The organism is Dictyobacter alpinus (assembly GCF_003967575.1).
Taxonomy (GTDB): Bacteria; Chloroflexota; Ktedonobacteria; order Ktedonobacterales; family Ktedonobacteraceae; genus Dictyobacter; species Dictyobacter alpinus.
Genome location: NZ_BIFT01000001.1, coordinates 1,521,269 through 1,536,562, shown reverse-complemented (window position 1 = coordinate 1,536,562; position 15,294 = coordinate 1,521,269). Strand labels below are relative to the sequence as shown.

Genomic DNA, 15,294 nt, shown 5'->3' with positions numbered 1-15,294 from the left:
TTATGACACAATTCTTTGGTATTTCAATTGATACATTGACACCAATTTTGTTGATTATAACGGGCATTATTGTGGGCGGTACACTCCTGCTGGCGCTGGCAAACAGGATCTTTTTTAAGATTGGTGTACGTAACGTCTCGCGGCGGCGCACCCAGATGGTTATCATCGTCTTTGCTTTGATGCTATCAACAACCCTCCTGTCGGGAGTCCTGGCGACTGGCGATGTGATGACATCCGCTGTACAAAGTGTAGCAGTCTATAACTGGGGCAACATTGATGAGCTGATTGAGGGTGGCAATGGCGCACTTGGTACGTATCCACAGAGTGTCTATGAGCGGGTAAAGAGACGGACCAATAACAATCCTGATATTGCTGCTGTGGGTGCTGTTTTGCATGAAACAGGCTTATTACTTGCGGATCAAACATCGCGCCAGGTTCGTTCAAACGTGGGAGTGGTGGCGGTATTGCCTGATAGCGAACTGGGGTTTGGTGGTTTAACGGATGTAACCTCCAAGCAACCACGAACAATAAGGGCTCTGCCAGATAAGTCTATTTATCTTAATCAAACATGCGCTACTTTAATCAATGCCAAACCAAATGATAACATCTATCTCTATTCTTCACGCTGGCCGGGTCGTCGCTATGCTTTTAAAGTTGTTGCGATTGTTAATAACTCCAGCATCGTGGGTGATCAGCCTGTAGTGATTAGTAATCTGGCCACGTTCCAAAATATTGAAAAAGAACAAGGTAAGATTAATCAGATCATGATCGCCAATCAAGGTGGTGGCGGGGTCAAAGGCGTTAACCTATCGGAACAAGTTGAAGATCAACTGGAACGCTGGATTCCACGAAGTGTGCATGTGATTCAGGTGAAGAAGCAGGGAGTCCAGAACTCGCAGCAAGCCGAGGAAATATTTTCACGTATCTTCTCATTGTTTGCGCTGTTTGCCCTTTCTATTGGTCTGTTGTTGATCTTTCTGATTTTTGTCTTGCTGGCGGCGGAGCGGCGGATGGAGATGGGGATAGCGCGCGCGATTGGGGTGCAGCGGCGGCACCTGATATTGATGTACCTGTTTGAAGGATTCGTCTACGATCTTTTTTCTTCCTTGATTGGCATTCTGGCGGGCTTTGGATTAGGTGCATTGTTGATCTATCTGCTCGGTCCCCTATTAGCCCGCTTCAATTTTCCTTTGAAATTTACATTTCAGCCGCATAGCCTTTTGATAGCCTATTGTCTGGGAGTAATCTTCACCTTTCTCTCCGTCGCTTTTTCTTCCTGGCTAGTAAGCCGTTTGACTGTGATTGATGCTATTCGTGATCTGCCAGAGTCGACCCCTGTGCGTCTATCACTACGTGAGCAGGGACAGCGCAGCCTGCAACTTTTCACACAACTGCGAACCTCTTTTGGTCCGGCCACGTACAATTTGCATCGTAGCCGCAGGATCCTTTTTGAGCATATTCCCGAACTCCTGTTTAACTTTGTGTTGACCTTGCTGACAACTGGCATCATCCCACTATTAGCAGGTTTCTGGTTAATGCAATCAGGTTTAAGCAATGAGGAGATTATCCCTTTCTCGCTAGGCTTCTCGCTCTCTGTCTTTGGTTTAGTTTTACTGCTAAAAGCGTTATTGTTACAGAGCCTGAGCGTTTTCCTACGCATTCGTCAGCGTTCCTGGAATGGTGATTTGCGGCGCTGGTCGTCATCGGTGGACGGGATTGTGGCGGCCTTAATTGGTCTGGTGTGGATGGCGTATTGGGCGCTGCCTTTTGATATTTTGATAAATTTGGGTCTGCCGCGTTTTAAAGGTGGCATTGAGGTATTTTTTATCGCTGGCGTGATGATGGTATTGGGAACCGTCTGGGCAGCGGTCGCGAATGCCAGGTTACTGATGGCACCATTTTTAGCTTTGTGTGCACGCATCCCAGGCCTTTTTGTCCTGGCCAAACTTGCTCTGGCTTATCCATTGCAACGGCGCTTACGTACAGGTCTGAGTGTGATCATGTTTAGTCTGGTTGTGTTTGCCATGACGGTTATGGCGATTATTACCAACGCCATGCAAAATTCGTATGTCGACATCAATACCCAGACAGGCGGCTATGATATCCAGGCTACCGCCTATTTCCGATCCTTGCCGGATCTACAAACTTCACTGGCCCGCCAGGGTATTGACCCCAAAAGCTTTGCGAGTATTGGTGTTCGCAGCACAACCACGCTAGGCGTACTACAATTAGGTGCGCCCAATCCCCGCTGGAGTATTTATCCAACTCAGATTGTGAGTGGAGGTTTTCTACAGGGATATGGTGCCCATCTGGTGGCTCGAGCCCAGGGTTTTAATAGCGATGCTGATGTCTGGAAAGCCCTGCAGAAGCATTCTGACTATGCATTGATTGATAGCAGTGCTTTACCATATAATGGCTCTCACACGGCTGTCTATGATCCTACGGCTGGCAATCCCAATAGTGCCAATGTACCCGCTACCCCACCAGGCCTTGATCCAGTTTTCACCTTTGCGATAAGCGGAGTGAGCCAGGGAGATACCTCATTTTCAGCGGTCCCACTATGGACTATTGGCTTGCAAGGGAAAACCGCCACGAAAGTCACAGTGATTGGGGTGGTGGATAACAGTGATGCGGCACACTTTGGTCTATATGTGCCGCGTGCTGCCTATAATGCCAATCAGAGCGGAATTATATCTGACAACCAGAATACCCCCGAGTCTCAGAGCTACTATTTTAAAGTGGCGCCCGGACAGGATCCCAAGGCTCTGTCACTGGCACTTGGTTCGGCCTATCTGGATTATGGTTTAGAGACAACCGTGTTACAAGATGCCATCTGGCAAGTTCGTGGGCCGCGTATTTTGCTGAGTAACGTGTTATTAGCTATCGTTGGATTGATCTTGCTGCTGGGTGTTGCCGCACTAGCGCTAACGGGCACACGAGCAGTGATTGAACGACGGCAGCAGATTGGTATGTTGCGCGCTATGGGCAGTCCACGTCCCTTGATTCAGGGTGCCTTTTTACTGGAATCCTTTCTTGTAGGTGCGTCCGGCAGTTTCTTTGGCATAGTACTAGGACTAATTCTTTCGCGCAATATCTTTGCCGCCAATTTTTTTGAGCAATATCAAACAGGCCTCACCTTTAGTATTCCCTGGCAACAGCTCATGTTAGTTGTCGCTATATCTCTTTTTGCTTCATTTGTCGGAGCCATTTTACCTGCCTGGCAGGCTGGTCGGGTTGCTCCTGCAGAGGCATTACGCTATATTTAAGCTCAGCAGTATACATAAATTTCTTTTGCTGCTCTAGGCTATGCATATCTATAAATTTGTGGGTCCGGTAAAGAGAGGATCTGGAAATAATAGCAGTATAAGAATTTATAGTATCCGCATACAAATGAAAAAGATTGTAAAAGTATCAATCTATGAGTTAAAATAACAGAATAGATGTCGTTTGCTGTGCCATTTTACTTCACATTGTTGTGGTAAAGAAAGGTGATCGATTGTAAAACGTGATCTTGCTAAAAGAATCTTATCCTTTCTTATCTGTGACCCTATACCAAAAATATTGTTACTCCGTTGTAGCAATAAGCATGGGCCATGGCAACGTTTGCCATAAGACAGAATGCTACATTCTACAATGAGCCGCGATGTGCTCCCAAGAGCTTCTGCCTGAGCGTCACTCTTGCAGGCAGCTTATTTGAGGATTGTACATAGAAGGATACTTAGGTTGGTGGTGTACTTAATTTGTTACATCATCATCATACGACGAAGGACTGTCTATGCATGTACTTTTTATTGGTGGCACCAGCGAAGTTGGCGCCAGTTGTCTTGCTGTTCAGATTGCCGGCCAATGGATTGTGATCGATGCCGGTGTGCGTATTGATCGAAGCGCGGATCCTCTGCCAGATTTTGCTTTGCTTGAGAACAAAGATGTCCGAGCGATTTTTGTCACCCATGCGCATGCAGATCATATTGGGGCGCTACCATTGTTACATCAAGCATATCCCAATACTCCTATTTTTGCGTCGCGCGCGACAGGATTATTGATGGAGGTTATGCTGGCGGATGCACAAAGGATTATGCAGCGGCGAGCCGTCGAAGAGATGGAGCTTCCCCTTTATCCCAGTGATCTGGTTGAACGTATGCTTAATCAAGTGCGGCCATTACCTGTAGGTGAAGCGATAACGATACCAGAACTGGTAGACGTGACGGTGATAACCAGTCCTGCTGGTCATATTGCTGGTGCAATCAGCCTGGGTTTTGTTGCCGCCGATGGATCGCTCGTAGTATCTGGTGATATCAGTGTGACCGATCAGCGTACGGTTGCGGGTGCTCAGCCACCTCCGATTGAGAGGCCCGATCTACTTATTTTAGAGGCAACTTATGGTTCTCGCCTCCATGCCAATCGGCAAGCTGAAGAGCAACGCCTGGCGCAATCTGTAGCGGAAGGTATTGCGCGTGGTGGACCCGTTCTCATTCCTTGTTTTGGCCTTGGGAGAGGACAGGAGGTACTCCTGTTGCTTGTCGATGCGCAGCAGAAGGGGTTAATTCCTGAATTTCCTATTTATGTAGATGGATTGGTGCGCCGTGTTTGTTCTACCTATCATCTACTGCCAGAGGCGTTGACACCACGCTTGACGCGCCAGATTCGCAAAGGCTACTATCCTTTTGCTGGACGGCGCATTACGTATGTGAAAGATGAGCATGATCGTGAGCGGATTCTGGCAGGTGAGCCAGCCTGTATTATTTCTAGCTCGGGAATGCTGACCGGCGGACCAAGCGTCTGGTATGCTTCGCGTATGGCTGCAAATCCACTGGCGTCTATTTTGATTACCAGCTATCAAGATGAAGAATCGCCTGGTAGGCGTCTCCTGGATGTCGCTGAACACAAACTGGAGTGCCTGGATCTGGATGGAGTGGCGACTCAGGTTCATTGTCATGTGGCCAAGTATAGTTTGTCCGCCCATGCCGACGCTGGCGAACTGGCCAGCTATGCCGCTTTGCTGCAGCCACTACATGTGGCCCTGGTACATGGCGATGATGAGTCCCGCGCTTCTCTGAGCGCTCGTCTGACCGACACCGATGTTTTGCTGCCCCATAATGCCACAGAACTCTCCATTAATGGTGGACACCTTGTTCATTCCATGATGCGTCAGAGTGTTACAGCTCTATCGCAGCTAGCTATTGGCATTGGGAAAGGCAAAAAATTTGAGCCAGAACACGTTGACCAGCTCTGGCAGGCGGTAGCACAGATTCCTACCTTGCGCATTGTTACCGTGCGTGAACTGGCTCTGATCTGGGAGGGACAAGCCCATGAACGTACCATGGCCTCGATCCAAGAGGTGCTCAAGCAGGATCCTCGCTATCGCTACTTTATGCCACACCGTGCCCTGGAAGAAGCCTATTATGTACGCGGTCGCAGCACATCTTCAGAACTTTTTAGTGATTTAATTGGTCAGGTTCTTTTTGTGCAGGTTGCCTTTGGTGGGAGTCCTATGCCGGCACTCTGTCGTGGACTGCTCCCGACTGCTTCTGTACGCGTACAATTTGCGCCCGGTGTCTCTGATCGCATTCGCTATGCCTATTCCACCATCCTGGATGTATTGGGAGCCTTGCCAGAGCAGATAGAGGAGCGCCATGTCTCATCCTATCTCACGGAACTGAGCCGTCAGGCTAGAGTAATCCGGCGTTCACTTTCAATCCAAAAGTTAGCGCTTGCCTGTCAGGAGCATGCAAGTTACACTTTGACGGACCTTTGTGAACTGTCTGGCGTCTCTTCAGAAGATCTGGCGGAACGTCTGGCCGTGGCCGATCTTGTACAGCGCTCCTCATCGCTCTTCTATGTGCAACAGATGCCTCAGTTTGAAGAGGGTCAAACAGTGTATACATTGGCCCCTGGTTGGCGAGAGGCATTGAAAAAGGATGAAAGTGAAAACTCCACCACACAAATTGATCGTCGCGTCGTGCTACAAATCCTGGAACAGCATATTGGCAATCCTCCGGACCTCTATCGCCGGCGTTTTGATCCCGATACGGGTGATGTGACGCTCTCATTCCATTTTCCTGATATCGCTAAAAAGCGCTATCAGCAACTATTGAGCGAGGCCGCTGAAGAGGCGGATGTAGACATTACAATTTCCCCGTATGCCCATCAAGATGCTCTAAATGAAGTAGCTCAGCAGGTATTGCCTGAAGGATTAGTGATACAAAGCCATCCTTCCGTTTATCAAGAGACTAAACATATTCATTTTGAAGTGATGGGGCAGACCACACCACGTGCCCTTAAAGAGGCTCAGGCGCGTTATCGCGACTTAACTGGATGGCACCTAACGTTTACCGGCGCGATTATTGGGACGACCGCGATCTCATATTCCTTGCCTGAAATGGTGGCTGAACCTGGAGCGGTAAGCATACTTTCCTGTGAAGAAGCTGTTAATCTGGCTGACCAACGCTTACAACTGCTGCCGGGATTTGTGCAGATCGAGCCTGATGAAGCCGACCAGAGTCTGATCATCTCTTTTCTGTTTCCAGACGTTGCTCGGGTCCGTTACACAGCATTGTGGCAAGAAATTGCGGATCTGACCGGCTGGCAGGTGAAGATCATTCCAGTTACTTCGCGCGAAGCATTGATAGAGGTCGCTAAACGATCGTTGCCTGAAGGATTGGTCTGCCTGGGAATTCCAGAAGTGGTGTTGACCCAAAAGCTCGTGCGCCTCGTTTACGATGGCTATGACTCACATGAAGATATCAATGATGCACGCACCGAATTTCAAGTTACTACTGGCTGGACCCTGTCATTGCTGCATACTTCATCGATCGTTGCTTCCTCGGTCACCAATCATTCTCACAATCGGGCTATGCCTGTACGTACTCCTGACAAGCCGTATCGGATGGAAGATGCCCTGCATTATGCACAGGACCTTTTGAAGCCATTGCCTGGTTATTTGCGGGTCAAAGTAGAGATGGATACGCGCACACTGGTGCCGCGCTTCACTTTTCCAGATATCGCGAAGGAGCGCTATGCCGACCAATTGCGCACCATTGGCGAGATGACCGGTTGGAATGTCCGACCCCATCTGATTATTTATCCACCCGCGCTTAAAGATGTACTGGCTCGCATTTTACCCGAAGGTATTTCTTGCGTAGATACACCATCAATCTACCAGGACAAGCATAAAGTTGGTATTGTGTGTGTGGGTCAGGTTTCGCCGGGAGCAGTGGTCGAGACTCAGAAACGTTTCGTTGAAGAAACGGGCTGGGAACTGGAGTTGCGTAGCTCATCAGTTGATGAAGTAGCTGATGAAAAGATCGCCGCTAATACTACTGCTATGCCCAGGAATCTGGCTATGATGCGTGTCATTGAAGCATTTGGGACCATTCCAGATTTTTATCAACTGGGTGTAGATGATCGACGTTTAACGCTCTGGCTGCACTTTTATTTCCCCGAACTGGCTCGTTCCCGCTATGCAACAGCACTTGAAGACCTGTCTCATGAGACAGGTTGGCGTATCGATGTAGATAAAGATGTGCATCAAAAAGCCCTGGTCGAGGCAGTCTTGCATCTGTTGCCTGACCATATCACGATCATTGGTAAAAAATCTATTTTACATGAGCAAATGACTCTGCGTCTCACCTGTACTGGTACCTTAGAGCCTCAGCTATTGCAGGATATCCAGCAACGGTTTATGGCAGAAACTGGTTGGAACTTGCTATTAGATTTTTCTGGCAAGCAGGCTTTTTATATTGCACCTGACGGTAGCGAGACAGACACTAATGGACAGGATATCGACAAAGTACCTATGCATGAGCGAGATGCTCAGTCCCTGGTACAAGAAAAACTTGGCATGTATGGAACCGTTCAGCGCCTGCTGGTGGATGCGATTCGTCATATCCTACTGGTTCACTTTCAACTTGCGCATGGACAAAAGCATATTGATGTAAATGTATTAGCTGAACTGGAAAGAGAGACTGGTTGGCGAATTCAACTGGTCGAGTAGAAAGCGGTTAAAAAAAGCCTCGCAAGAGGAGAGTCTTGCGAGGCTTAAAATATATATCTACCGTAAAGCGCCGTTGCTATACGGAGAGCATATTCTCGGTTTTAACCTGTACCAGGGGTTGGGTATTCTTTATACTCGTTTCTGTTGCCTTTGTCAGTTGGGATGCTATGACGCGTGTATAAACGTCCAGATATTTTGTGGCCATAACCCGGGCCGCAAAATATTGTGCTGTATGTGCACGCACTATCTGGCGATCAATGCTATCAAGCTGACTGATATAATGCGTCATTTCACCAACATCGTTAGCGAGAAAGCCAGTTTGACCATGCCAGATGATTTCTGGTGCGGCCCCGCGTGCAAATGAAATGACAGGACAACCAGTTGCCATAGCCTCGATCATTTCGACGCCAAAGGGTTCATCCCATTCAATTGGATTGAGTAGGGCCCTGGCTTGCTGTAGCAGCGCAATTTTATGTTGGGTGGTAATCGGACCCAGATAACGAATGCGTTCTCCATCAATATAGGGCTCAACCAGATGTCGATAATACTCCATGGCATCACGACTTTGCTGTTCTTTGATGCCAGCTAAGATTAATGGTACCCCGGCTTTTAGCGCGGCCTCAATCGCCAGATGCGCCCCCTTCTCATAAGTGAAGCGTCCCAGCCAGACTAGTGCCTCACCGCTCTGGATATTATCTGGTTTATAGTGCTGCATCTGAATTCCATGATGAATAGTTCCGGCGAACGTAACCGATGGGGCAAGATGCAACACATGCTTGCGAGCAGATTCGCTAATTGCAATCAGCGGGACATCACGTGCCCATTCCATAAAGTAATTATCCGCATCCCCTGTCCAATTATCTAGTGTGCGATCAAAAGGGAAGTACCCATGCAGTGTGGTCATATGCGGGGTTGGTAGTGTGGCGGTCAAAGGAAAAATATACATGTCGCTGCTCGAAGAAAGATGGGTATGGATAATGTCAAAATCATGCTCAGCAATATATTCTAGCGATTTATGTAAATGGTAATACGCCTTAAGGTTGGCTTGCCAGGGGACGCCCTCAGTGATCAATGATCTGGGAATAAATGAAACCTGTTTAGCGGACGTACGCGCATCAGCAGGGGCAAACAAGGTGACCTCATGTCCAAGGGCAACGAGTTCCTCGACTAAATGATAAATAGCGTTTTCTGTACTACCGTAACTTTGTGGTGGGATCGCAATCCAGGGTGGTGCTACCTGTGCAATCTTCATACGCCGGTACTCCTTTGGTTGACCGCTGTGTCCTTCGCTTTTACGTTTAAGTGGGATGGCAAGACGTTTACCTCTCGAGATGTTGGATCACCACAATTCTATACGTCACTATTGCCATGTGTTCCTGGAATAATAAATTTCTTTATCTCTATGTATATATATAGACTGCGAATTTTCAGCACTATTAATAATAGTCTAGCCAGAAATATAGCCCAAGAAAAATTGATAACCCGATATAACCGGTGGGAGGTCTTGACGATGACGTATAATTGAAGAGCATATTTGAGTAAGGAGGTAAAGATGAAATTTGGTATTGCTATTCCTAATTGTCATGGTGACTATGCGGATATCCACCTGACTACGGAAGTGGCTCATGAGGCTGAAGAAGCCGGTTGGGATGGTTTTTTTGTTTGGGATCATATTGGTGATAAATGGGGCGATGAAGTCCTTGATCCCTGGGTGATGTTGACCGCTATGGCTATGCGTACACAACGTGTGAAGCTAGGAACCATGGTCACACCCGTTACACGGCGCCGACCGTGGAAATTAGCTCGTGAAGTAGCTACCTTAGATCAACTCTCTAATGGCCGCGTGATTCTTGGTGTCGGTAGCGGTGGTGGTATTGAATATATCAATTATCACGAACCAGGGGATGTCAAGACCTATGGCGAGCGCATGGATGAGGCCCTGGAATTACTTTCGCTTCTCTGGAGTGGTGAACGTATCTCTTATCAGGGAGAATACTATCAACTCGAAAATGTACGCCACTTACCCCGTCCGGTCCAGCAGCCACGTGTGCCGATCTGGGTTGGCGGTGTTTGGCCTAATCATAAGCCTATGCGCCGAGCTGCGCGCTGGGATGGTGTGTGTCCCATTGGTAAAAATGTCAATATGACGGGTCAGATGACTCCCGAACAGGCACAGGCTTGCTTTGAATATGTGGCTTCACAGCAGACTGCTGATCAGGCTGACCAGCCCTTTGCAAAAGTGCAATGGGGAAGACTGGATGGTAAGGATCGTGGATATGACACAGCCCTGGTCTCGAATTATGCGGAGGTAGGTGTTAATTGGTGGATCGAAAATCTCTCATGGGAGCGGGGTACATTACAGGAATTACGCTCGTTCATTCGTCAGGGGCCACCCCGCTAAAACAGCATCTATGGCTGCTTGATACGTGACAGTTTTAGCCCGGTTTTTTTTCGAGTACGTATGTTTGTTTCGGCTTATAATCGACCGCATTAAAAAAAGATAAAAAATATACGGAAATAGCCATAAAAGTGCACTCTTCTGTACATTCTTGTGTTATAAAGAGATTAAGAAAATAAAACATTGGGATCTTCCCAATGGCCAACCATGATGCTTAGCTCGCTCAGGTGGTGACATCTTCTTTTTTAGATGATGTGAGGAGATAGAGGGTCTGCGCCCTCTATCTCTTCCTTTTTTTGTGGCATGGGTGGTTTATTGCGCACGCCTCGCACCTGCGGCGCTCGCTTATTTTTTGAGAGGAAGATGGATGGGGCGGTCGCGACCACCCCATCCATCTTCCTCTCAAAAAAGAGTGTGGAAAACTTGTATATATCGTTGGATGGGTATGCTGATTTCCTCCTTGAGAACAGGGATGTCTTTGTCAACTTAGAAGTTGTTTGACGATGGCGATGCCGGTTACGCTGCCGTCGGCGTTGCTATAGGAGAAGAGGACGAGTGTGCCATCTTCGCTACCTGTTTTGAAGGTTGGTGTATAGGTGATGTTGGTGGAAAAGGAGGCGTTGCCGTTGCCTTGTTTACCCTGGACATCAGCGGTTCCTAGCATATTATAATGGCTATCAAAGACCATTATTTTGCCTATGACGCCTTCAAAGGCTGCGCCTGTACCTGTGGCTGTCACCGGACTTTTCAGGAGGCTTTGTGGCTCTGGTGAATCGATGTTTAATCCGTCGCAGCTGGCTTTTGTGACGATCCAGATGCCGCCATTAGCATTATTTTCCAGACGGGTCATAGTAATGGTGGCTGTTTTCTTATCTGCCGGTGCGCTGTTCTCGACTTTGACGACTGCTTCGACATCTTTCTCACCACCTCCACTTATAATTGTTGCTTTGGTGCCGTTGTGCCAGCCGAGTAGTTGTGGGCTGGCTACAAATGTTGTTGCCATTTTGGTTGCGCTTAACTTCCAGGCTTCTCGTCCCTGATTAACTTCTTGTTGATCATCCTCAGCCTGGTAGCGGGTAGTGCTCGGGAAGAGACCAGGAAAGGTGACTGGAACCAGTGTTTGTTTGCCGTCTGACCATTTAAACTCGCGTTGTAGATCATTGACCATGGTTGTGGCTGTGAGCTTCTGGTTTTGGGGTGAATTTTTATTCACTTCACTTGTCAGTACAGTATTATAGACGCTCACCCTGGTCTCGCCTTTATAAAGTCCGGTCAGTTGAAAAATCTCTTTAGGATTTGGATCGGTAATGTTGTCATAGAGATGAAGATCTAAAACATGGGTACTATCTTTATGACGGACAGAGATAAGCGCTTGTAGCGTGGTTCTTCCCATTAAGTTGGCACAAATAATATTTTCTACCTGACTGGTAGCCGCCTGTGTGGGTATCTTAGGCTCCCAATAGGATGCGTTACTTACTGCTTTAGGACAGGTTTGTTTGCCTAATTGTATGGATGGGGTAGCAGTCGCGGTGGCCTGCGCTGTTGGCGTTATTGAAGATGCTTTACTGGTTGGGTTCGCAGTAGTGGTGTTATTTCCTATACCAAAGGTACAGGCTGTAAGCATAAATGAAAGCATGAATATAAGTGCCATGTGTTTAAGCAGGCGATGTAGTGAATATGGACCGTTTTCACAATTATCCATAGAATTCCTCCCGGGCACAGTTTGACCCGATGACCTTTCAGCTAGCATGATATGAATATAGTATAATGGTAGTGCGTTACTTACGTGAACGAGTTCTTTGCAACATTACTATTATCTACTCTATAAACTCAGGAGTTTTCCATTCTTCCCATATGGCTTTTTATTCGTAAAAAAATCTCAAAACTGCTGGGTATGCGTATTGACAACCAGCAAAGAAAGAGCTATTATAGTGGAGGTGAGCATATTGGAGTGTCGTCCAACGGTAGGACATCTGACTTTGGATCAGGTAATCGGGGTTCGAATCCCTGCACTCCAGCCTTAATCTAAAGGAACATTGCTCGTGGCAAATCAAATTGTGCATCAAGATCACCTGCTCGCCAAAAAATATAACTTAGGCGTTCCCACCAGAAAATTCAATTTTAATTCCCGCCGATATTCACTACCCCGTATGGTCCTTCTTTTTGCTGAGCTCCTCCTGATCGCTTTATCCGGCCTATTCTGTATTGCTAGTGGTTGTATCTTGCTTATTTCCACTACATTTACTTATAATCTTTTTACTACCTGGTTATGGCTGTCACTTGTCAGTGCTGTTCCTATCGCCTTTGGTTGGATAATGTATCGGCAAGGCAATAGGCGTCTCTTTATGTTGAATATTATGAGTTGCATCCTTAGTTTGCTTCTGGTTACCGCAGTAGATTACTGGTTCAATACTCATCCGGCCCATCTTGATCCTATTGCTTATCTCTTTGGTGGCCTCTGCTTAATTGTAACTGGTTCCCTGATGAGTTTCCTCTCTCTTTACTTCTTACCACTTTTACGTTCTGTATTGATATGTACCGATGGTTGTCTCTTTATGCAAACTTTGCAGCCACACAAAGTTGTGCGTTGGGAGCAAATCGCCTCATTTCGGTTAGGGAAAGGGTTTGCCCGCATTATTTGTAGTGATGGTACCAGCATGAAGTTGCGGCGGACCTGGGCGCATAGTTCAACGGTGCAACATCTTATTTATGGTAAAGCTTTTCGCCATCTTTTCGCGCGTGCACGTTCCTCGTATAATTCTGGCGAGTCCGTAGGCTTTGGGCGTTTTACTGTGACCTGGCAAGGCATTCATAATGGCCGGCAACTCTTTCCGTGGGATCAGTTGCGTTCATGTGTCTATGTGGATTCTGGCGTGGCCTTGATCAGTGTTGAGGATACTTGTCTGGATCTGGCGTATCTTTCGCAGCTACCCGATGCTACGATTTTTGTTGAGCTGATCAAATACGTGCTTGGCACGCGTAGGACAGGAAGCCAGCATTCTGTCATCAGATGATGGTACATGAAACTCTGATCTCTTTCTTTCGTATACGTTATATCGTTTGATTTTGCATACCTGTTTTCGTTGATATGGTTATAGAGAATAAAGAGAAGTAAGCAAATCGCTATTCAACTGGTATGCAAGGGAAAATACGGTTTCTCTTGACACTGTGATTACTAGATGTTATATTTTTAGAGATTGAATATAACATTTAGTAATATGAAGGCGTTACTTAGTAGTAATAAAGATAAGTTCACCTATAATGGTGAAAAGGAACAGATCATGTTTTGGTTTAATGGTGGACCGGGATATCCGAGACGAAATCGAATGCGCAGAGGTTGGTACGGTTTTCCATGGCTCATTTTTGCTTTTATCTGGATTATTCCAGGGCATTGGTGGGGAATGTTTCTGTTTATTGGGCTTATTATTGCTCTCGTCGCGTTTCTTCGCTATATGAGTAGACAATCTAGCACAATGAATCAGCAACCCTATTACACTCCACCCTATGGTCAACAGGCGCCATATCAGCAACCTTATTACCAACCAACAGAGCAGCAGCCACATAGCCAGGAAGAGGTTCAGAGCTATGAGCAGGGATATCAATATCAGCCTGCAAGGGATCTGCGCTCCCATGATCCAGAGACGCCTTATCAGGCCGCTCCCGAACAACTTCAGGATGATCCATATCAGCCAAAAGCTGAATATCCTCAGCAGATGCCCCCAATGTAAAGGGGCATCCTACTGAGGATACTTGGTCAGGAAGCGAACAGGCTGATCCTGTGCATTTTATTTTAGGGTATGACGTTGGTATTTTTATCTAATGCTAGCACAAAGTGTGTCAAAAGTTCGGCTACCTCATCAATATCCTTAAGCGAGGCAATCTCCGAACCAGTATGGAGATAACGGCATGGAATACTGATAAGTGCCGTTGCCACACCACCACGGACCACTTGAATAACATCCGTATCGGTTGAAGTCCTGGCTGCCTGCGGATCGATCTGCCAGCTGATACCAGCCTCATCGGCCGCCTTGACCAACAACTGATAGACACGTGGATTAATATGACCACCAATGGAGAGAACTGGTCCGCCATTGAGCCTCACATCCCCCAGATCCTTCTTAGAGGTACCAGGATGGTCTGATGTGAAAGTAACATCTACAGCCACAGCAATCAACGGATCGACACTAAAAGCTGCTGTCTGAGCTCCTCTGGAGCCTACTTCTTCCTGTACTGCCGATACGAAAAAGACACCAGCCTTTAATGCCTCACGTTTCTCGTGTAAGCGCCGCATTGTTTCTATCAGGGCAAACAGACTAGACTTATCATCCAGTGCGCGTGACACGATGACGTCCTTCTGCATGCGCTCCAGTTCAGCGGCACGTGTGGCCACGCTACCCAGTGGTACCAGCTTTTTGGCTTCTTCCTGACTGGAAACGCCGATATCAATCCATAGATCAGCCAGTTTAGGACCCTTACCACGCTCCTCAGGACTGAGCGTATGAACTGGTGGTCGGCCGATCACACCCAGAATAGGGCCATTCGGCGTATGAACATTGACACGGTTACCAGGAAGTGTTGATGGATCATATCCTCCGATGGGGGCGAAGTAAAGGAATCCCTGCTCATCAATATAACGAATCAGGAAACCCAGTTCATCGCCATGCGCGGTCAACATAACCCGTGGATCTCCACCGGGATTGAGTGCAGCGATCACATTACCATGTACATCGGTGCGCACCTCATCAGTATAATTTTGAATCTCATCCCTTACAACTTGTTGTACTGGCTGCTCAAAGCCAGAAGGGCTGGGACTACTAATCATCTTCGCTAGAAACGCGACACGTGATTCATCGATCATTCTAACCTCCACAAAAACCCATTACACAGGCATAATTCATTATAA

Annotated in this window: 8 protein-coding genes and 1 tRNA gene; 6 read left to right on the top strand and 3 right to left on the bottom strand. The window is 47.3% G+C overall.

Annotation, left to right across the window (positions count from 1 at the left end):
- Positions 1-2: 2 nt before the first annotated feature.
- Together EL633_RS05935 and EL633_RS05930 are read left to right on the top strand one after the other, a co-directional pair.
- Positions 3-3,266: an ABC transporter permease gene (locus EL633_RS05935; RefSeq protein ID WP_126626304.1), complete on the top strand. Its 3,264-nt coding sequence runs from the start codon at positions 3-5 to the stop codon at positions 3,264-3,266.
- Between the two features lie 509 nt (positions 3,267-3,775).
- Positions 3,776-7,993 carry an MBL fold metallo-hydrolase gene (locus EL633_RS05930; RefSeq protein WP_126626303.1) on the top strand — a complete coding sequence of 1,406 codons (4,218 nt, stop codon included), beginning with the start codon at positions 3,776-3,778 and terminating at the stop codon, positions 7,991-7,993.
- A 76-nt stretch (positions 7,994-8,069) separates the two neighbouring features.
- On the opposite strand, the gene EL633_RS05925 is transcribed toward EL633_RS05930, so the two are convergent.
- Positions 8,070-9,245, bottom strand: a complete 1,176-nt coding sequence (locus EL633_RS05925) for a glycosyltransferase family 4 protein (RefSeq protein ID WP_126626302.1) — start codon at positions 9,243-9,245, stop codon at positions 8,070-8,072.
- A gap of 300 nt (positions 9,246-9,545) precedes the next feature.
- Here EL633_RS05925 and EL633_RS05920 point away from each other — a divergent pair, with 300 nt between their 5' ends.
- Positions 9,546-10,394 carry an LLM class flavin-dependent oxidoreductase gene (locus EL633_RS05920; RefSeq protein ID WP_126626301.1) on the top strand — a complete coding sequence of 283 codons (849 nt, stop codon included), beginning with the start codon at positions 9,546-9,548 and terminating at the stop codon, positions 10,392-10,394.
- 478 nt (positions 10,395-10,872) lie between these two features.
- Here the strand turns inward: EL633_RS05920 and EL633_RS05915 are convergent, their stop codons facing one another.
- Positions 10,873-12,093, bottom strand: coding sequence for a Gmad2 immunoglobulin-like domain-containing protein (locus EL633_RS05915; protein ID WP_161981981.1), 1,221 nt, complete (start codon positions 12,091-12,093; stop codon positions 10,873-10,875).
- Between the two features lie 245 nt (positions 12,094-12,338).
- Between EL633_RS05915 and EL633_RS05910 the strand changes: the two genes are divergently transcribed.
- From EL633_RS05910 to EL633_RS05900, 3 genes are all read left to right on the top strand, one after another.
- Positions 12,339-12,409, top strand: a tRNA-Gln gene (locus tag EL633_RS05910).
- Positions 12,410-12,433: 24 nt separating this feature from the next.
- A complete protein-coding gene (locus tag EL633_RS05905) occupies positions 12,434-13,405 on the top strand; it encodes a DUF6585 family protein (RefSeq protein ID WP_126626299.1) in 972 nt (323 codons plus the stop codon).
- 267 nt (positions 13,406-13,672) lie between these two features.
- Positions 13,673-14,119: a hypothetical protein gene (locus EL633_RS05900; protein ID WP_126626298.1), complete on the top strand. Its 447-nt coding sequence runs from the start codon at positions 13,673-13,675 to the stop codon at positions 14,117-14,119.
- A 62-nt stretch (positions 14,120-14,181) separates the two neighbouring features.
- On the opposite strand, the gene EL633_RS05895 is transcribed toward EL633_RS05900, so the two are convergent.
- Entirely contained in the window at positions 14,182-15,249 is a 1,068-nt protein-coding gene (locus EL633_RS05895; RefSeq protein WP_126626297.1) for a M42 family metallopeptidase, read from the bottom strand.
- Positions 15,250-15,294 lie beyond the last annotated feature (45 nt).